16 protein-coding genes are annotated in these 18,754 nt (G+C 55.9%); 9 read left to right on the forward strand and 7 right to left on the reverse strand.

Annotated features, from left to right (window positions below; all coding sequences use genetic code 11):
* Nucleotides 1–32: 32 nt before the first annotated feature.
* Together ACIPL0_RS07320 and ACIPL0_RS07325 are read left to right on the forward strand one after the other, a co-directional pair.
* Nucleotides 33–710 carry a hypothetical protein gene (locus tag ACIPL0_RS07320; RefSeq protein ID WP_400731499.1) on the forward strand — a complete coding sequence of 226 codons (678 nt, stop codon included), beginning with the start codon at nt 33–35 and terminating at the stop codon, nt 708–710.
* A 186-nt stretch (nt 711–896) separates the two neighbouring features.
* Nucleotides 897–1,754, forward strand: coding sequence for a TIGR02391 family protein (locus tag ACIPL0_RS07325; protein ID WP_400731500.1), 858 nt, complete (start codon nt 897–899; stop codon nt 1,752–1,754).
* 309 nt (nt 1,755–2,063) lie between these two features.
* Here ACIPL0_RS07325 and ACIPL0_RS07330 read toward each other — a convergent pair whose 3' ends face one another.
* Nucleotides 2,064–2,495 carry a hypothetical protein gene (locus ACIPL0_RS07330; protein WP_400731501.1) on the reverse strand — a complete coding sequence of 144 codons (432 nt, stop codon included), beginning with the start codon at nt 2,493–2,495 and terminating at the stop codon, nt 2,064–2,066.
* Between the two features lie 83 nt (nt 2,496–2,578).
* Here ACIPL0_RS07330 and ACIPL0_RS07335 point away from each other — a divergent pair, with 83 nt between their 5' ends.
* Nucleotides 2,579–2,848, forward strand: a complete 270-nt coding sequence (locus ACIPL0_RS07335; protein WP_400731502.1) for a helix-turn-helix domain-containing protein — start codon at nt 2,579–2,581, stop codon at nt 2,846–2,848.
* Between the two features lie 513 nt (nt 2,849–3,361).
* Here ACIPL0_RS07335 and ACIPL0_RS07340 read toward each other — a convergent pair.
* The 3 genes from ACIPL0_RS07340 to ACIPL0_RS07350 all read right to left on the reverse strand — a co-directional run bounded on the left by ACIPL0_RS07340 (nt 3,362) and on the right by ACIPL0_RS07350 (nt 8,245).
* The gene (locus ACIPL0_RS07340; RefSeq protein WP_400731503.1) at nt 3,362–5,476 is read right to left on the reverse strand and encodes a hypothetical protein; all 2,115 of its coding nucleotides are present in this window, start codon (nt 5,474–5,476) and stop codon (nt 3,362–3,364) included.
* Nucleotides 5,463–6,818 carry a tyrosine-type recombinase/integrase gene (locus ACIPL0_RS07345; protein ID WP_400731504.1) on the reverse strand — a complete coding sequence of 452 codons (1,356 nt, stop codon included), beginning with the start codon at nt 6,816–6,818 and terminating at the stop codon, nt 5,463–5,465. Before ACIPL0_RS07345 ends, ACIPL0_RS07340 begins: the two co-directional genes overlap by 14 nt.
* Before the next feature lie 173 nt (nt 6,819–6,991).
* The gene (locus ACIPL0_RS07350) at nt 6,992–8,245 is read right to left on the reverse strand and encodes a tyrosine-type recombinase/integrase (protein ID WP_400731505.1); all 1,254 of its coding nucleotides are present in this window, start codon (nt 8,243–8,245) and stop codon (nt 6,992–6,994) included.
* Nucleotides 8,246–9,180: 935 nt separating this feature from the next.
* Here ACIPL0_RS07350 and ACIPL0_RS07355 point away from each other — a divergent pair.
* Together ACIPL0_RS07355 and ACIPL0_RS07360 are read left to right on the forward strand one after the other, a co-directional pair.
* On the forward strand, nt 9,181–10,482 hold the full coding sequence (locus tag ACIPL0_RS07355) for a tyrosine-type recombinase/integrase (protein WP_400595560.1): 1,302 nt from the start codon (nt 9,181–9,183) through the stop codon (nt 10,480–10,482).
* Between the two features lie 262 nt (nt 10,483–10,744).
* Nucleotides 10,745–11,008 carry a hypothetical protein gene (locus tag ACIPL0_RS07360; protein ID WP_400595558.1) on the forward strand — a complete coding sequence of 88 codons (264 nt, stop codon included), beginning with the start codon at nt 10,745–10,747 and terminating at the stop codon, nt 11,006–11,008.
* Nucleotides 11,009–11,093: 85 nt separating this feature from the next.
* On the opposite strand, the gene ACIPL0_RS07365 is transcribed toward ACIPL0_RS07360, so the two are convergent.
* Nucleotides 11,094–12,413 carry an LLM class flavin-dependent oxidoreductase gene (locus ACIPL0_RS07365; RefSeq protein ID WP_400595556.1) on the reverse strand — a complete coding sequence of 440 codons (1,320 nt, stop codon included), beginning with the start codon at nt 12,411–12,413 and terminating at the stop codon, nt 11,094–11,096.
* A 12-nt stretch (nt 12,414–12,425) separates the two neighbouring features.
* Nucleotides 12,426–13,379 carry an ABC transporter substrate-binding protein gene (locus ACIPL0_RS07370; protein WP_400595554.1) on the reverse strand — a complete coding sequence of 318 codons (954 nt, stop codon included), beginning with the start codon at nt 13,377–13,379 and terminating at the stop codon, nt 12,426–12,428.
* Nucleotides 13,380–13,696: 317 nt separating this feature from the next.
* Between ACIPL0_RS07370 and ACIPL0_RS07375 the strand changes: the two genes are divergently transcribed.
* On the forward strand, nt 13,697–13,846 hold the full coding sequence (locus tag ACIPL0_RS07375; protein WP_400595552.1) for a DUF2256 domain-containing protein: 150 nt from the start codon (nt 13,697–13,699) through the stop codon (nt 13,844–13,846).
* Between the two features lie 27 nt (nt 13,847–13,873).
* On the opposite strand, the gene ACIPL0_RS07380 is transcribed toward ACIPL0_RS07375, so the two are convergent.
* Nucleotides 13,874–14,998 (reverse strand): alkene reductase, encoded by a 1,125-nt coding sequence (locus ACIPL0_RS07380; RefSeq protein WP_400595550.1) that lies wholly within the window; start codon nt 14,996–14,998, stop codon nt 13,874–13,876.
* Between the two features lie 109 nt (nt 14,999–15,107).
* Here ACIPL0_RS07380 and ACIPL0_RS07385 point away from each other — a divergent pair, with 109 nt between their 5' ends.
* From ACIPL0_RS07385 to proP, 3 genes are all read left to right on the forward strand, one after another.
* The gene (locus ACIPL0_RS07385) at nt 15,108–16,019 is read left to right on the forward strand and encodes a LysR family transcriptional regulator (RefSeq protein WP_400595548.1); all 912 of its coding nucleotides are present in this window, start codon (nt 15,108–15,110) and stop codon (nt 16,017–16,019) included.
* Between the two features lie 94 nt (nt 16,020–16,113).
* Nucleotides 16,114–17,028 carry a pyridoxal-phosphate dependent enzyme gene (locus ACIPL0_RS07390; RefSeq protein ID WP_400595546.1) on the forward strand — a complete coding sequence of 305 codons (915 nt, stop codon included), beginning with the start codon at nt 16,114–16,116 and terminating at the stop codon, nt 17,026–17,028.
* Nucleotides 17,029–17,246: 218 nt separating this feature from the next.
* Nucleotides 17,247–18,749, forward strand: a complete 1,503-nt coding sequence (proP, locus tag ACIPL0_RS07395) for a glycine betaine/L-proline transporter ProP (RefSeq protein ID WP_400595544.1) — start codon at nt 17,247–17,249, stop codon at nt 18,747–18,749.
* Nucleotides 18,750–18,754: the final 5 nt, after the last annotated feature.

The following is an 18,754-nucleotide window of genomic DNA, read 5'->3' on the forward strand; positions in this document are numbered from 1 at the left end:
ACGACACGCGAGGTGAGTTGGCGTCTCACTGGATGGCTCATCATCTTGCAGAACTTATGGATCTCGCTGAGAACGGTGAAGGGGAGCTCCGACAGATAGCAGAAAAGCAAGCTGCGGAATTGATAATTAAGCTTTGGGCAAACCGTCGTTCTCTACCGGCATCGGTTGATCCTATGGGTGGTCAGATGGCCGCGATAGAATTGCTGACTGCAATGCAGCCAACGGCGAACCCTTGGGCACGATTTCGACGCACTCATTCGAAAGATGATCTACTTCATGAAATGTTCGGTGTACTTACACAGATCGTCATGAGCGGAATTCTGTTGACCCGTCCCGTCGAGATTCGACCAATCGAAGATGCTGAATGGGATGCGTTACCTGAAGATGAACGATTCCTGATTGACCAGTTAGGAAGGTGGAAAAAACTGTTAGCAACTCCCGTTTCAGACGACCTCGACCTTGAGGCCTTCTATTCAAAATTTATCAACGATGAAGTGGACACTGAATTAGAAGAGCGAACAGGCCCCTTAGCTGAGGAAGAGAAAGACGGGCCAGCTCCTACGGACGAGCAACGCGTGATCCTATCCAATCTCGAGACTTTTCAGTCAAAGCTTGCAGCATTCGTTGATCAGTATCGTAATTCCTTGGATTCCGATGATGCAATTGAAGAGGACGAGGTGGACGATCTTAATTACGGCAAGAGTAGATGAATTGGGCAACTCGTTCTTCACAAGCCGGCTCAGCTCGCTTTATAGTTCTCGGCTTTGTGTACTACAAGAAATGTTGCAAGCACCGTAAGAATCAAGCCTAGCCAAGTGAGTATTTGATTTTTAGTGGTTGATTATTTATCTAGGTACCAAGATAGAGTCTTTACGACAAACTGGCGGAGCGCAGTGATGGGCAAAAAGATTGACATGAGCAAACTTGCAGGCATTGAATATCATGGCGCTCCTGGAATTACTCAGCGATGCGTAGACGCACTAAAAAGCGTCCTGACCGCAGGAGAACATGTACAATCAGCTTGGATTTTGTCATGGTCCGATGGAGAAATAAGTGAGCATAGTATCCTGCTGACCGTTTCACCTTATTTGCAAATATTGATTAAGCCTGGATTCACCTCAGGATATTCAGGAACCGGGCCGGCAGGGCTTTCTACTGCCATTGAGTTGCTTCAGCTGTTTAACGTGGACATTGAGGAGTACGATGTTGATGAGGAATTTCATCGTCGTTGCGAAGCTGGTTGCCTCCATTCATCTGATCTGAAGAACCTGGCTCAATCTAGGCCTGTTCGACCCTCCCGATATTACGAATACGTTGAGCGGCCGTCCTATCGCAGCAAGGCTGATGTCACCCACTTACTTGAAGAATTTCCACCTGTATTGAATTTGGGGCTGCTCGACAAGCGACTGATCGATTTGTCGATTGGATTCCCCGACAACCCGGACTTCGCTATCACGACTGCTTTTCGAAGATTGGAAGATATCGTTCGAACCCGGATCGGAGTCTTCGATAAGAGCAGCAACCAGCTCTTCACGCACGCATTCGAAGGGAATAGATCGTTGCTGCATTGGGATGACCTAGACGCGGGGGAGCAAGCGGGCAAATCCAATTTGTTCAAGTCCGTGATAATGGCGTACCGTAATCCACGCGCTCATCGAGAAGTTGTAATGAGTAGTCGTGACGCAGTTCGTGAATTCATGCTAGTCAACCAGTTATACCTTCTCGAAGCAGCTGCGGCACCGAGGTTGAGCTAACTTTTTTTCCACCGTAGCAGAATTGACCCAGTTGCCAAGGTCTCATGGACACTGTGCTGATTTCTCGCGATCCATTGTCTTTGCCGTGCATCAGTGACGACTTGGAGGTGGAGCAATCTTGCATCAGCATGTGAGTCAATTCCGCATCGTCGCTAACACTGACATCCGCTTCGCCCCTGAGAACGTAGTATCAACTGGTGCAATGAAGAGCACAGCCTGTTAGCTCCCTGCGGACTTAGGCCGCCGATGAGGGCTATGCCAAGCACTAATTAGAGAGTTGGTGTGAGGCTACCTAGAGGCCAATTAGATTTAGCTAAGTGGGAAGATGACTCTGCTGACACGGCCTTGCTCTATCTCTAATCCAGGATCACATGCGGTAGTGTATATAGCTCCTTCTTCGACTTTGAAGCAATAGTGACGGCCCGCTGTTTTTGACTTCGGAACGTAAACTATCTCTGTGAGTTGTTCCATTAGCCAGCTGTGTTTGCCATTCATGGCGGGTGGTGTAACTAGTAAAATCGATTCGATTTGCAGATTTTCTGATCCGGCCAATCTCAGATCCTCCAGCGTCTGTACGTCGGAGATCATCAGCATGTGTCGCGAGCTGAGGTCCCCCACGTTAAAAGCTGTGACATAAAACCAAGGCAGGAGGATTATCTGCTCCACTCGAGACCACAGCTGGAGGCCAGGCTCCAGCTTGGAAGACAGGATCATTGCGTCTCGCTGGTAGGTTCTGAACATGACAACCTCCAAAATGAACACTATAGATTGTAGCCCTATAGGATGCAAAACAGGCTTTATCTTTTCATTTGCGAGCAGAGCAAATGGAAGTAAAAAAAGCCTTTGGGCTGGCCCTCCGTGCCTTACGTGTGAGCAAGGGCCTAACCCAAGAAGACTTTTCTTTAGTCAGCAGCCGAACGTTCCTAAGCTCGGTGGAGAGAGGTCTCAAAGGAGCTACCGTAGAAAAAATGGACGAATTTGCGGCCACAATGGGGGTGCACCCGGCGTCCGTGATCGTAGCCTGCTACCTCGAAAAGGATCCGAGCATCACACTCGAGGATATCCTGGCGCGGGTTCGCAGTGATCTTAGCTAACCGTAGATTTTTGCGAGAACTCGAGTTTGCTGAGACAATACGCAGCATGTTACCGATCAAAACCAACCCGGCTCGTGATAGAAGAGTCTGCGACACTCAAAACCGCTGTTTATTGCTTTCGTAAGGGAGCCATCACATCTTCTACATCCAACCCCTTCAGTAAACACCTCTGCATGATTACGGATAGGGCTTCGTAGAGTTTGTCACGCTGTGTAATCAGTGTGGCATTTTCGGATTGTAGATGAGAAATTCTCTCTTCAAAACTTCTGCGTCGCCTTGCGCCATCAGGATCTCTGCCGCTTTCCCTAAGCTGCGCGGCTCGGGCAGATTCGATTCGCCTGCCACGATCCCCGACTAATGTCGCACGGCTTGCCAGACCTAATCGGCGCTGCACTTCAGGGCGTGAAATAGGCGCGAGCTCTGGTCCTAAGCTAATCATTTGGGCGAGGAGAGTGTCTATCGCCTCGTCCAACGTGTTGCCCCTCAAGGCCTGTCGTTGCGCCATGGTCGCCTCTATTCATCCGAAACCGAACTGTGACTTTTGTCCGTGTCCGCCACTGTCATAGGATGCCCATTTGGAAACACGCGCTGCGCACCTTCATTGGTATCACGAGCGAGGACGGCCTTTAGATTGTTGAGCTTGGCTTCCTGGTCCGCCAGCCAGACATCACTGCCAGCCTCTCCGACGCCAGCGTCGCGCATTACAGTTATTGCGACCGCCAAATTCTCGGCTTGTTTTTCAAGGTTTGCCCGTTCCGATGTCGTCCCCATCAGATGGAGATGCGAGCAGCCATTCCAGCACTGAAGATGCTTAGGGCAGGGTGCTTGGGAGAAGTCGTGTATGCAACCTCCGAAGGGCGTCACGTGCAGTGCTGTAGCGTGTACAGTGAGGAATGCTTCTGCAGTCGTCGTGCCTTTATCCGAAAGCAACGCATGGTAGCTGTCGGTCAGTGCGCCCTGAATGCGTTTATCTCTTATGCCTGTATGCAGAAAGTCGATGCGCTCGTGATGGCTATTGAACGCCAAAAACTCGTGATGCGCAGCAGTGTTTTCCTCAATTGTTGTGTGCTGGTAGTAGACATTCTGGTCGAGACGTTTTCGTCCCAGGGCCAACGCCTGTTGAACATCACTCATACCGGTCAGGTGATAGATTGTGTTCCGCCAGTGCCGAGGCTGGTGACTTGTCAGTTGGATAGGCCTGCCGTCTGCTTCAGTTAGTGACCGCCTCACGCAGATAGAAGGGTATTTGTTATCACTACCCAGCGCACGATTGATATCTTCTAGGTTGACTCGTCGTGGCAATGCGCGAAACACGTTCGCTTCCCTGCCGCCAAAGCGAAACTGCCCGTCGAATGCGATAGCGAGAGATTCACTTGTTTTGAGTACAGTACGGAGGTGGCAGCCAGCACTTTCGGAGATTACTACGTGACCATGAAGCTTCGGGGATAACAGGCTCTCAATTTGCCCTGCGACGTACCGCCTCGTTAATAGTCGGCCTCTCTTTTGCATCGGTTCAGTATCAAATGGATGAATTTCATTACGCTTTAGAAAAAGGTACAAATTTCTTTTGGCACTGCTAGCCTCGCTAAAGCCCAACCACTCCAAAACCACTGTTTCAGAGATTACTGATTGAGGTGGGTAGCTCCAAATTCTCCCTGGATGACATTCCTGCCACGCGGCAATCGCCCTTTGTTCGGTGGTCAGTATCTTCAGTCGGTCGACTGCGCGCCTTGCTAGCGACACATCGCTTTCAGCAAACCAATGAACTCGCGATTGAAATTGCTTTTCCGCAAAGTACCTAATCCCACACTCGACCAAAGGCTCGCCATTGGCATCTACAATCACCTCTCCTGTCGTCCCCTTGATCGGCCTTTCGACCCAACAGTCATAGGGAATTACTGCTACCTCATTACCTCGTTGACCAGTCGCAATCAATAAATCGATCACGCGCAGCAAGATTTCTTCGCCCTCAGTAAGCGGGTTATTTGAACATAGGGCGTAGGCTTCCATCGCTTCGCGAGAAGGCAATCTGTCATCAGATTTACGTTGTTTTACCGCACGATCAGGATCGTGCAATGAAATGTAGTCGTGGCGGCGTTTTTCTGGCTTTGCATCGTGCTCAAAGTGAATGGCGATCTCGGTTAACTGCAGTTTATCAATCGTATCCGCTATCACTTGAAGATGAGAGATCGCGTCATAGAGGTTCTTGTAGCCACTCTCGCGTAAAAAACCTACGACGCGGTCGAAATCGTCTCGCGTTAATTGTGTGGGAGCCGATAAGCCCCGCTCAAATAACGGATTATACAGCCGCCGGATCGCAATATTATAAGCAGCCACCATCGAAAACTTCAGGCCTCGGGTGCGCTGTAGATATACGATTAAGGCCTTGCAAAAGTCCTGAAAATCCAAGGGGAGGGCAGCTTTAGGAGGAGCAGAATAGCCGTTTTTTTCAAGCGATTGTCGTTGTGTATCAAAGGTGATGGTGTGTTGCTTTAGGCGTTGCGGCAAGCACCGCTCGACCGACCATAGAGTTGACTCCCATGGGTTTGGAATCGGTAATGACTGAAAAATCACTTTTTCTTGTTTAATGAAGCCTTCAAGGCTCTGCTTTGCCCTAGACGGCGTCATCTTCGGCATCCTCCATATGCTGCTGGCAACGCGCGATTGTAGCGCTTACCGCCAGGATGGTTACTTGATGCTGGGCGAGAGGGCGATTGTGAGCAAGGTCGCCAGCGTGCTCTGCCATGTCAATGAACCTTTGCGCCTCTCGCTGCAGTGCCTCTTTCACTTGCTCATGACGGCCGTCTGCAAAAGGATGAAACTTTTTGCAGGTGTAGCAGGCATAGACGGGATTGTAGGGGCAGTGCGTATGAACCGGGAGGGCGCAGGCGCCAATGTCGCCGATATACTGCGTGTCGATCACACCGCGGATTGCTCTTTCGGCAACGGTATCGCGGCGTTGCACGATTTCCCCGGTCAAGAGACTGCGCATTATACGTTGATAGGGCGGGCTCTTGCCGAGTGCTTTTTCTTTGATCCGGGCAATATTTGGAGTTGCTGTGACATAGGCACGTGCCGCGACCGTGCTGTTGTGGCCGAGCACTTCGGCAATCATGCCTGCTGGTGTTCCCTGATCAGCCAAGCCTTGCCCTAGGTGATGACGCAGCAACATGCTCACCTGGTTCGGCTTCTCTACCCCTGCCTCAAGAAGCTCATGCTTAAGGCCTAAACCGATTAGCTGAACCGAAAGGCGCTTCCCACGACTGTTAACAAATAATGGTTCGCAGTTGAGACCAAAGCGTCGTTGAACTTCTGCAATGTGCCGTGAGATTTTCTCGCCTAGACGGCTGGTTATTTTACGGGGACGTCGCTCAACCCTGCGCTGTCCGACCTTTTTAGCCATGGGCAGCCATAGGGTGTAGTATTTTTCATGATCAGCGATTTCAACAAACTCAAAATCCGTAATATCTAGTGAGTGAAATTGGATCGACCTCGGAGCGAGTTCGAATCCCAAGTGAAGGATTATATTAAACTGCAACTCTTTCCAACAGCCAGATGAGATCTCTCGCTCAATGCGCTTGAGGAGTTGAACTTCCTCATCAAGGGCTAAGCCTGACTGGGATAGAAATATACGTTCGTAGGGCTCAAGGCGGCTTGTCTTTATATCTTTAAGTGCGAGATATGTTTCCTTGTCGAAGCCCGACATTCCTCGATCAAGGGCCCAGCGGTAAAAAGTTCTAAAGAAAATTATGCTCTCTCGAAATTTTGTCCATGCACTTACTGTTGCGACTAATTCTTGCCTGGTCCAAGGGAATTTGGATGAGATATCGCTTTCAGCTAGACGACTAAGTACGCTGGACGCTTTGAACGCAGTTACAGGTGCGTACTTCTCTAGTGCATATGCAACGAAAGCTTTGGCAATTTGTATTAATTCAGGATTCAGATGAAACTCAGCCCAATCGATTGTCATGGCGCCCCCGCCGTCGTACCACGTCCACACCGGCAAACGGGTATCGACGTACTTTGGCTGATCATTGGTGCGAGTTCGAATCGCAACCAAGGCCGGGCCATTGAACACGTAAGTGGGCGAGGAGGAGGGTGGAGCGTATTCTGGATCGATTGACCTAGTCACGGCGAACCCTCTTAACTATCAAGCCGACCCCACGCTGTCGAGGTACGCTGGGCATTGTGGAGGTTGGCCGACTCGGCCAGGTAACGACTTGCATATCGTCGTGGCATTGTTGACGTCTCGGACCAACCGCACACGCGTCGGAGTTCGTCTGTCGCTCGCTCGAGATCATAACCACGCTTGTCGACCAAGTAAGCCAAAAACCGGTCGGCGAAGGTGTGACGAAAATCATGCGCTGAAAGCGTAGGCAACAAACCGGAACGGGCCAGTTCAATCGTCAGAAACAGCCGGTCAAGAACGTTAGACAACGCGCGGATCGACAAAGGGCGGCCTCGATCGGAGATGAACAGATACCGGTACGGCAGCTTCATCGGTTTTCCGTTACGTATAGGTCGCCGCTGACTCTGAATATAGCGCTCGTAGACCTCATATAGCTGTACAGAGACACCTACGGTCCGTCCGTGCGTTTTCAGGGCAGGCTCTTCGGCGCGAGGATCACCAGGATCATGTTCGCGATCATTGATGCTGACATAGGCATGCTGAGCCCCCTGGTTAATATCCGTGGTGTAGAGCTTCAGAAGCTCTCCGCGACGGATACCCGTCTCCAGCAGCAATTCAATCATCAGCCAATTACGCAACTGCAATCGCTTCGGAAACGGATTTTCCAAAGCGCCCGGGCGAATCAGTGTGCGGATGATCTGGAGCTGTGCATCCGTAAGGCTGCGGTAACGAGTACGGTCCGGTCGTACATTGATGATGTGGCTCTCAAAGCGCCGTTCCACAACGTCAGCAACATCCGCAAATGCAACCTCGACTTTAGATAGGGCACCTGAAGCTTGACGAGCGCGCGGAATATAGCGGGTTGCGCACCAGGACAGGTACTGCTTCAACAGCCGAAGGTACTGGTCACGGGTGCGCGGATCGATCTGTGGAAAGGATGCCATTGCAGCTGTGCCGATTCGGGCAACCAGATTATCGGCCTGACGGCCACTTTGGAGCCAGATGGCGTAGACGTCCAGTAGCGCCAGAATCGCCTCGAAGTGGCAGGCCAAGATGGCCTCATCGATATCTAGGTCTCGACTTTCGGCATAACTGTAGAAAGCCTGAATCGCACGTAGATGAGCCGCAGCCGTGTTGTAAGCGCGGTATCTGAGCTTTAGTTGGACGTAGATGAACGGAATGAGTATGGGCAACGGCGCGGCGTTACCTGCCTGCACGAGCAACGGTACACGCTGACCAGATGAGTAACGGCACTGAATCAGCTTCATCGGCAGCGACCTCATTCTACAGTTCACCATGAACACAAAAGACATGGCCCGTTGAGAGAGTGGACGTCAGAAGCAGGTTTGTCGAATCAGTGCCTTACAAGACTCATGAACATTTCTGATATGGCATCTGGTTTAACATAATATACATTATGCGTAATTGTAACTATCCATGACCGGGCACTGGTGCTGCTGGCGGAAGCCTGTGAAATGCTGATTCGAGTCCTTGCCTTGAGTTCACCGTCACGCCTCTGAATCTTTAGCCGCTTGTTTTACAGCATGCTGCCGATCACGTGTCTGTGCTTGTGTCACCTGACATTCTGTCCGTGCCGACCTGAACCCGCAGACATCCCACAATGTCATTCATCGCTTGATCCGGTCTCGATATCCGCCAACACCTTATTAACGACTCGGCCAATTGCAGATCGCTGAACACTGAGTACCGTTGGTGTGCTCGCAGCATCCTTTGAGTTGGGCTCATTCAACGCATTGCGTATTTCATCGCAGCTCACGATGTCGCCGTGACTCAGCGTATTGCGGCGTCTGTATGTGTCTCGACGTACATACTGCCAGCGGACGTTCTGCCGATATGCGTGCAGGCATACACGTGTGCCTGACAATTCAGCGAGTGTTCAAATGCCAATGCCTGGGCTACCCAAAGAATGGCGCCCATGGGCTCAGGCCGAACATTGGGTGTGTGAAAGGCATTCCGATCACTCTGCCCTTTATGACGGGAATCAACAGCAGAATGGATGTTCAGGCGGGTTTGACGCCTGAAACGGTCAAAATCTGAATATTGCGCAGAGAGATGGCAAGCGCCCCTTGAAAGCCTGCATATATCCAAATGTAATATCCGATAACTGTCAGACCCGGATATTGCATAACGAAGTGACCAGGAGGATCATGGCTCTCTGTTCATGACATGCCAAGCACTTTCAATGCCCGCACCTTCGTCGCCTCATCCATTGTTTGAAACCTATGCTCGGTTTGCCGAGCTCAACTTCAGTTCGCTCAACGCAGAACTTCCGGCGATCACGGATTATCTGAATGCCTTCCCGGCCGAACGTCAGGCTGTTGAAGGTTATCGCGCGGTGCGCGGCTTTCTGAAGTCTTACGCCGGCATCGAATCGACCTTCAACTCCTATCGCACCCATGTCGAGCGGCTGTTGTTGTGGACGCTGATCAAAGCCGCAACCCCCCTGCTGGACATGCGCCGCACCCATGCCGAGCAGTTTCTGGAGTTCTGTCTGTCGCCAGATCCGCTGTGGATCGGACCGGTCGTGAAGTCGAGGTTCAACAGAATCGGCGCGCGCAAGAAACTGGCAACCGACACTTATGTGCTGAACCCTGACTGGCGCCCGTTCAATCAATCGGTTTCCAAAGAAGAACGCAAACGGGCCAATGAAGAGAACCGCCCTCCTCGCCATGACTTCTATAAGCCGGCCCAGGGCTCGATCGCGCAGATATTCGCGGTGTGCGGAAGTTTCTTTCAGCATGCCATCGACGAAGGTTTCTGCGAGCACAACCCTTTCAAGGCGGTTAAACAGAAGAGCAAATACAAACAACGAACGTTGGGTGATCAGGACACGCGCATCCTGACTTCGCTGCAGTGGGATTTCGTGCTGGAAACGGCCGAGTTGCTGGCCGCGGAAGATGCTCGCTACGAACGCACGCTCTTTATTGTGGCGACAATCTTTGCGATGTACTTGCGCGTGTCCGATCTGGTCGGCCGGGAAAACTGGACGCCGACCATGGGCGACATGCGCAAGGATGGCGCCGGTAACTGGTGGTATCACGTCGTCGGCAAAGGCAACAAGGCCGGCAAGATCAGCGTACGGGACGATTACGTCGAGAACTATCTGAAGCGCTGGCGGCTGCACCAAGGCCTGTCGCCGCTGCCCGGTTTCAGGGAAGCAACGCCGCTGATTGCCACACAACGTGGCCGCGCCGGTTTGTCGGACCGGCATATCCGGGTCTTGCTGCAGGAAGTGTTCGACCGCGCACTGGAACGCATGCAGGCGGAAAATTGGGCCGACGAAGATGTCAGCCGGTTACGTGCGGCGTCTCTGCACTGGTTACGCCACACCTCGGCCACCTTCGATGCGCCGCATCGCGACATGAAAGACTTGCAGGTCGACTTGCGTCACAACAGCCTGAGTACGACGCAAAACGTCTATTACAACTCGGAAGACGAAAAGCGCGCGTACTCGGTGAAACGACTGGGGATGAAAGAACGGTGATACAAGCGGGGCTTGTCGAGATTTACAGACAGGCCCTGGACAAACGCTTTGGCCATTTGATACCGATTGACCGCTAACCTTTCCGGTTTAAAGGGATTAGATCAACAAGTTGTATAAGAAAGCACCGCTATTCGATACAGCGATAGCGGCCATCGTTTTTTTTAACGTTTTTATCCTCTCGTGTAATTAATTAAGGCACGTGCTGAGGCTGCTATTCTCATCCAGCGTCAAGCTCATTCATGGCCGAATAAGGACACACACGATGAAAACAACAGTGTTTGTTGGACTGATTGTCGCTGCGCTCTCTTCCACTGCCTTTGCTATGGATAACAAGGAATTGTGCGCTGCGCACATCCAGAAAATTCAGGACACGGTGGCCAGTCCGGGAAATATGTCAAGAAGCATTGTCCAGCGGGCCAAGTCCGATATGGCCGATGCGCAAAAGGCACAAAAGGCCGGTGATGACCAGAAATGCCTTGATATCACGCTGCGCTCGTTGATGAAGATCCGTCAGTATATGAACTGAATGTCCATTTGATATTCCTGATTCTTGAGTGCGGCAGGAAAACAATCGATTTTTGCTGGCGCATTACCCCGGTTTCGGAGAAGCCCTATTGCCGAAACCGGGGGATTTTCAGCCCCAGGCTTTCGCGCAAGGTGGTGCCCTCGTAGGCCGTTCGGTAGACACCGCGCTCTTGCAACAACGGGATGACTTCCTGGGTGAACCGGCTGAACTGCGCCGGATGGCCGATGTAGATATTGAAGCCGTCCAGCGCCCGTGCCTCGAACCATTCGGCCATTTTCCGGGCCACGGTATCCGCCGCCCCCACGAATGCACCGGGGCGAAGCTGACGGCTGAACTCCACCGTCTGGCGCAGGCTGAAGCCCTTCTCCCGCGCCTGCTCGGCAATGCGCCTGGCGTTGGTAAAGAAGCTGCTGCGCGCGGCCTCCAGACTCTCTTGTGGAAACGGTGCGTCAAGGTCGTATTGGGTGAAGTCGTGCCAGCCAAAATTGCGGCCGAACTCCTTGAGCGCCAAATCGAAACTGTGATCGGTCCGATGGTAATGCCGTTCGATTTCCCTGGCATGCTCGTCGGTGTCACCCACATAAATCTCGGCACCCGGCAGAACCAACAACTGCTCGGGATCACGACCCAGTCGCTGCGCCCTGCCCTTGACGTCCCGGTAAAACGCCTGGCCCTGCTCGATGCTGGTCGCGTGGGTGAAGATCACATCGGCGGTGGCGGCGCCCAGTTCGCGCCCTTGCTCGGAATCGCCGGCCTGAAAGATCACTGGCTGGCCCTGCGGCGAACGCTGAAGGTTCAGCGGACCGACCACCTGAAAGTGCTCGCCTTTGTGGTTCAACGCATGCAGCTTGCCCGGGTCGAGGAATTGCCCGGTCGAACGGTCGCGCACGAACGCGTCGTCTTCATAGGAATGCCACAGGCCCTGCACCACCTTGACGTGCTCGGCGGCGCGACCGTAGCGGGTGTCGTAATCGTAGTGCTCGTCGCGGCTGTAATTGCCGGCGGTCCCGGCATCGCCGCTGGTGACCACGTTCCAGCCAGCGCGCCCCTTGCTGATCAGGTCCAGCGAGGCCAGGCGTCGCGCCACGTTGTAAGGCGAGTTATACGAGGTGGTCAGGGTACCGACCAGCCCCAGATGCCTGGTGCTCACCGCCAGAGCCGAAAGCAGCGTCAGCGGCTCCAGCCGGTTGAGGTAATGGGACGGCGAGCCCGGGGTGATGAACTGGCTGTCGACGATGAACATCAGGTCGAACAGTGCCGCTTCGGCCTGCCTGGCAATATCGACGTACCAGTCGATATTGACGCTGGCATCGGCCGGCAGCTCAGGGTCCAGCCACAGGTTATGTCGACCCGGCCCGCCACAGCCCATGGTGAGTGCGCCCAGCTTGATCTGCCGTTGACTCATGACCCGCGCTCCTTATTGCGCCTGCGCCGTGGCCGGCTGCAGAACAGTGGAGAATGAGGTGTCGAACAGCTGTTGTGCCGGATAGGACTTGATCAAGCCCAACCCTGCGAAGAAGTCCACGGTTTTCTGTGCATCGGTGACCACCTGCGGGCTCAGTGGCTCGACGTTGGTTCGTGCGCGGGCAAACCAGACCCGAGCGATCTCACTGTCGGCGCGGGTGCGCTTCGACCAGGCGTCGGCATAGGTAGCGGTGTTGGCCGGATCTTTCAGGGTCCAGTCGCGGGCCTTTTTCAGGCGCTTGAGGAAGTCTTCGATGGCTGCGCGTTTGTCGTCGATGATATGGGCGTTGGCGACCACATAGCTTTGCGCCGGAATCAGCCCTTGCGCGGTGGCCAGCACCCGTGCGCCCTGGCGTTCCTGCTGGGTCACGTAAGGTTCCCAGGTGGCAATCACGTCGACCGCGCCGCCGTCCAGCGCATGCGAGGCATCCAGCGCGCTGAGGTAACGCAACTCCAGCGAGTCGCGCGGTACGCCGGCCTTGTCCAGCGCAGTGAACAACAATTGCTGGCTCCATGAGCCTTTCCAGATCGCCGCGCGTTTGCCACGCAGATCGCTCAGACTGTGAATGTCGGAATCCTTGCGCGCCAGGATCGCCACCCCGCCGAGGTTCTGTCGAGTAATGGCGATGACCTTGATCGGCGCCCCCAGTGCACCGAGAAACAACGGCGGCGCATCGCCCAGCAGGCCGAGGTCGAGGCTGCCGGCATTCAGGGCTTCGGCCACTGGCGAGCCGGCTGTGAACTGCTTCCATTCCAGGGTATATGGCAGGTCATCGAGCACGCCGGCCGCCTCCATCACGGCCTGCGCGTTGTAGCTTTGGTCGCCCACCACCAGGGTTTGCGCGTGGGCAGTAAACGTCAGCAATGCAGCGGCCGCACCAGCGGCCAGATTCTTCAGATAACGCATGTGAGCTCCAGATGCCGAGGTCGGCAAATCAGGTCGATCCGCACATGCGGTCTCGTCGGGTTCAGTCGGGAAGGTATCGTTGGCTAATAGCCATTGAATCTAAACAGACGGGTGCTTATAAGTTAATGCCTTGCAGGCACGCTGTGAAATTCAATTTAGGCATAACCTAATGACACCAACATGCAGTTGGCACATGTTTTATACGCGCACGCTCGTTGATCCTGGGGGCCCGCCGAGCGCAAGTGATACGCTGTGCTTCGAGCGCCATGGATGGCTCTTCGCGGTGAGCCAACGGAGCATGGCAGGAGAGAGACAGGGTGAAAAAGCATCAACTGCCGACAAAGATCTGCGCCACCTGCGGTCTGCCTTTTACCTGGCGCAAAAAATGGGAACGTTGCTGGAGTGACGTGAAGTTCTGCTCCGAACGCTGCCGCCGTCACAAGCCGGAGGCGACTCACAACGCGTGAGCCGCTGTCCGGTCAGTGTGCGATCAATCAGAGCGCCTCAGCGGTTTCTGCTTCAGTGAGCGCCGGATAATCGCTGTAGCCCAGTGCCGAACCACCGAACAGCGTGGCGGGATCGAGCGGCGCCAGGGGCAGATCCCGGGCCAGACGCGCCGGCAGATCCGGGTTGGCCACGAACGGTCTGCCGAACGCGACGAGGTCTGCATAGCCTTTGGCAATCACCCATTCAGCGCGAGCGCGGTCGTAATTGCCGGCGACGATGATCGGGCGGCTGAAGCGTTGACGCAGGGCCTGACGGAACGATTCGGTGAACACCGGTGCATCGTCCCAGTCTGCTTCGACCAGGTGCAGGTAGCCGATGCCCTTGCCTTGCAGGTAGTCGGCGGCTTCGAGGATGGTCGGCAGGATGTCCGGGCACGCCATGCCCCGGGCGGTCAGGAACGGTGCCAGACGAATGGCCGTGCGTTCGGCGCCGATTTCGTCGCTGACGGCGTCGATCACTTCCCGCAGAAAACGCAGACGGTTGCTGCGCGAGCCGCCGTATTCATCGGTGCGCGTGTTGGACGTGGTGCGCAGGAACTGGTCGATCAGATAGCCGTTGGCGCCATGGATCTCCACGCCATCGAAGCCGGCCTGCATGGCCCGACGCGCCGCCTGACGAAAATCTTCCACGATCAGGCCGATTTCATCCCGCGTCAGCGCCCGAGGCGTCGGGCAATCGACCATCGCCCCCTGCCCTGTCACCGGGTCGACTTTCCAGATCTGCCCTTCAAAAGGCTCGGCAGACGGTGCTACCGGCAGCTCACCGTGATGAAAATCGGGATGGGACATGCGCCCCACGTGCCAAAGCTGCAGGAAAATCCGCCCGCCCTCGGCATGCACGGCCTGCGTCACGCCTCGCCAACCCTCGACCTGCGCATCGCTGTAGATGCCGGGCGTGAACGAATAGCCCTTCCCCTGCGTAGAGATCTGCGACGCCTCGGTGACGATCAGGGCCGCCGATGCACGCTGGGCGTAATACTGCGCGTTGAGCGCATTCGGAACGTCGCCTGGCTGGCTGCTGCGGGCGCGGGTCATGGGTGCCATGACGATCCGGTGAGGCGCGCTGATGCCAGCGAAGTCGATGGGGTTAAACAATGTCGAAGAGGTGGTCATGGTGATGGTTTTCCGAGCCGGTTAAGAGGATGGGCTCAGTGTCTCTGCCGACGAGTTATTTGATAATTGGGCTAGTATTTGATGGATTATCAAAAACACTGGAACAATCATGGACAATCTGGACGCCATCCGCCTGTTCGTCGAAGCCGCTGATCTGGGTGGGCTTTCGACTGCGGGCCGCAAGCTGGGGCTGTCACCGGCGGCCGCCAGCGCGCGGTTGCTGAAGCTGGAAGCGTCGTTGAGCACGCGGCTGTTCGAGCGCACCACGCGCCAGTTGCGGCTCACCGATGAGGGACGGCTTTATCTGCAACATTGTCGTCAGGCGTTGCAGGCGCTGGACGATGCCCGAGCCGCGCTGTCTGCCGAGAAGAAGGAGATTCGCGGCAAGATTCGCATCTCAGCAACATCGGACTTCGGCCGCCACGTGCTCAATCCATGGCTGGATGAATTCACCAGGCTCTACCCGCAGGTGGTCCCGGCGCTGCTGTTGTCCGACTCGCTGTCTCACCTGATCGCCGACGATGTCGATCTGTTGATCCGTTTTGGCGTGCCGCCGGACAGCTCGTTGATTGCCCGTCCGCTGGCCGCCAATCACCGTGTGTTGTGCGCAGCCCCAAGCTATCTGCAGCGCAAGGGCGTGCCCCGGCATCCCGACCAGTTGGCCGACTTCGACCATATCGTCACCGGCCAGTCCGGCTGGTCCAGCGAGTGGCGACTGCACCGTGGCGAGGAAACCGTGGTGTTCAAGGTGCCGCTTGAAGCAGCGCGTGAAACCAATGACGGCGCACTGGCCCGGCAATGGGCGATCGACGGGCACGGCATCGTCCTCAAATCGATCTGGGACGTCAGCGCCGACCTGGTAGCGGGTCGTTTGAGCCGGGTGATGCCCGAATGGCAGACCGCTGAGGCGCCGGTGCACGCCCTGTATCCGCAGAGCCGGTATTTACCGCCGCGAGTGCGCGCCCTGCTGGATTTCTTGCGTGACCGATTCGAACAGGCGGCCCGGGAAATCCCTCGCTGAGGGCGTTCCGGGATCATCGCCTCCCGCTGAGGCGTCGCGAAGCGTTTATGATCAATCGCCAGAACAACGCCAATAACCAGGAAAACAGCCCGCCATGCCCCTGCATATTTCCACCCCGCTGATCGAGTCACGCCCGATGAGCACCTGCACACAGCGCAGGATTCAGCTGAAGCTCGACGCCCTTCAACCCTGCGGCTCATTCAAGTTGCGCGGTGTCGGGCACGCCTGCGAGACCCACTATCGCCAGGGCGCCCGACGCTTCATTTCCTCGTCGGGTGGCAATGCCGGGCTGGCCGTTGCCTATGCCGGGCGCCTGCTGGGTGCGGCGGTGGTCGTCGTGGTGCCGGAAACCACGTCGCAGCGGGCCAAAGAGCTGCTGAGTCTGGAAGGCGCCGAAGTCATCGTCCATGGGCGCTCCTGGCAGGAAGCCAATGAACTGGCCCATACCCTGATTTCTGCGGGTGACGCGTTCATCCATCCCTTCGACGATCCGTTGTTGTGGACCGGCCACGCCAGCATGATCGATGAAGTCGCCACCAGCGGCTACACGCCCGACGCGGTGGTGCTGTCCGTGGGCGGCGGCGGTCTGTTGTGCGGTGTCGCCGAAGGTCTGCAGCGTAACGGCTGGGGCCATGTGCCGATCATTGCCGTGGAAACCGAAGGCGCGGCGTCCTTTCGTGCGGCAACGCTCGCTGGCAGGCCCGTGGAGATCGAGGCCATCACCTCAGTCGCCACCTCGCTCGGGGCCAAGCGCGTTTGCGAGCGTTCTTTCGAATACTTCAAAAATCGCCCCATCGAGAGTGTGGTGGTCAGCGACGCCGACGCGCTCGATGCCTGCGAACGGTTTCTGACGGATCACCGCCTGCTGGTGGAGCCGGCCTGCGGTGCGGCACTGTCCCTGGGCTACTCGCCCGCAGCGCTGGAAAAATACAACGATGTCCTGATCGTGGTGTGTGGCGGCGCAACGGCGACCCATGGGCAGATTGCTGCCTGGCGCGCCGCGCGGTGAAACGGCGGTTGTGGTCGGTCCAGATCGTGACCTGATCCACCTCCCTATCGACAAAACAGCACTTCCGGCCTCGCGCAAAAGTGGAATTTTTTGCGCCGCCGCTGCCTCTAACCTCGCAGAGCCTGGTCCATCGCAGTGACCAGCCGGATTCGCCGCCCTTCAAGTTGCATCGAGGGACGGTGGATTCCCCACCGCAATGCGAGGACAGAGTCATCAGCATGAATGCAGATCCCAAGAGTGCCGGCCCCATCCGGCTGAAAGACATCACCATCGTCGACGAAACCAAGATGCGCAAGGCGATCACCGCCGCCGCACTGGGTAACGCCATGGAGTGGTTCGATTTTGGTGTGTACGGCTTTGTCGCCTACGTGCTCGGCAAGGTGTTCTTCCCCGGCGCCGATCCCGGCGTGCAAATGGTCGCTGCCTTGGCGACCTTCTCGGTACCGTTCCTGATCCGCCCCTTGGGCGGGTTGTTCTTCGGCGCGCTGGGCGACCGCTACGGGCGACAGAAAGTCCTGGCGGCGACCATCGTCATCATGTCTCTGAGCACCTTTGCCATCGGCCTGATTCCGTCCTATGCCGCCATTGGCATCTGGGCGCCAATCCTGTTGCTGCTGGCGAAAATGGCCCAGGGCTTCTCGGTGGGCGGTGAGTACACCGGCGCTTCGATCTACGTTGCCGAGTACGCCCCGGACCGCAAACGCGGCTTTCTCGGCAGTTGGCTGGACTTCGGCTCGATAGCAGGCTTCGTGTTCGGTGCCGGGATCGTCGTGCTGATTTCCAGCACCCTGGGTGAAGAGAAATTCCAGGAATGGGGCTGGCGTCTGCCGTTCTTCCTCGCCCTGCCGCTGGGCATGCTGGGGTTGTACCTGCGTCATGCGCTGGAGGAAACCCCGGCCTTTCAGCAGCACGTCGAGAAACTGGAGCAAGGCGACCGCGAAGGTCTGGCCGGCGGCCCCAAGGTGTCATTCAAGGAGGTGGCCAGCAAGCACTGGCGCAGCCTGATGACCTGTATCGGTCTGGTGATCGCCACCAACGTCACCTATTACATGCTGCTCACCTACATGCCGAGCTACCTGTCGCACAACCTGCATTACAGCGAAGACCGCGGCGTGCTGATCATCATCGCGATCATGGTCGGCATGCTGTTCGTGCAGCCGTTGTTCGGTTTCATGAGTGACAAGGTCGGGCGCCGGCCTTTCATCATTTCCGGCAGCATCGGCCTGTTCTGTTTCGCCATTCCAGCGTTCATGCTGATCAACAGCGGCAAGATCGGCCTGATCTTCGCCGGGCTGCTGATCATCGCGGTGCTGCTCAACTTCTTCATCGGCGTGATGGCTTCGGCACTGCCGGCGATGTTCCCCACCCACATCCGTTACAGCGCTCTGGCCAGTGCCTTCAATATCTCGGTGCTGGTCGCCGGGCTGACCCCGACAGCTGCTGCCTGGCTGGTGGAGAGCACCAACAATCTGTACATGCCGGCGTATTACCTGATGGTGATTGCGGTCATCGGCCTGATCACCGGCGTGACCATGAAGGAAACCGCCAATCAGCCTTTACGCGGTGCGGCGCCCGCAGCGTCGGACATCGAAGAAGCGCGAGAACTGCTGCAGGAGCATCACGACAACATCGAACAGAAAATCGAAGACCTCGACGAGCAGATCGCTGATCTGCAGGCGCGGCGCGAGCGTCTGGTGCAACAACATCCGCGCATCAACTAGTGCCC

It is taken from the genome of Pseudomonas sp. NPDC090208 (genome assembly GCF_044746785.1).
Classification (GTDB): Bacteria; Pseudomonadota; Gammaproteobacteria; order Pseudomonadales; family Pseudomonadaceae; genus Aquipseudomonas.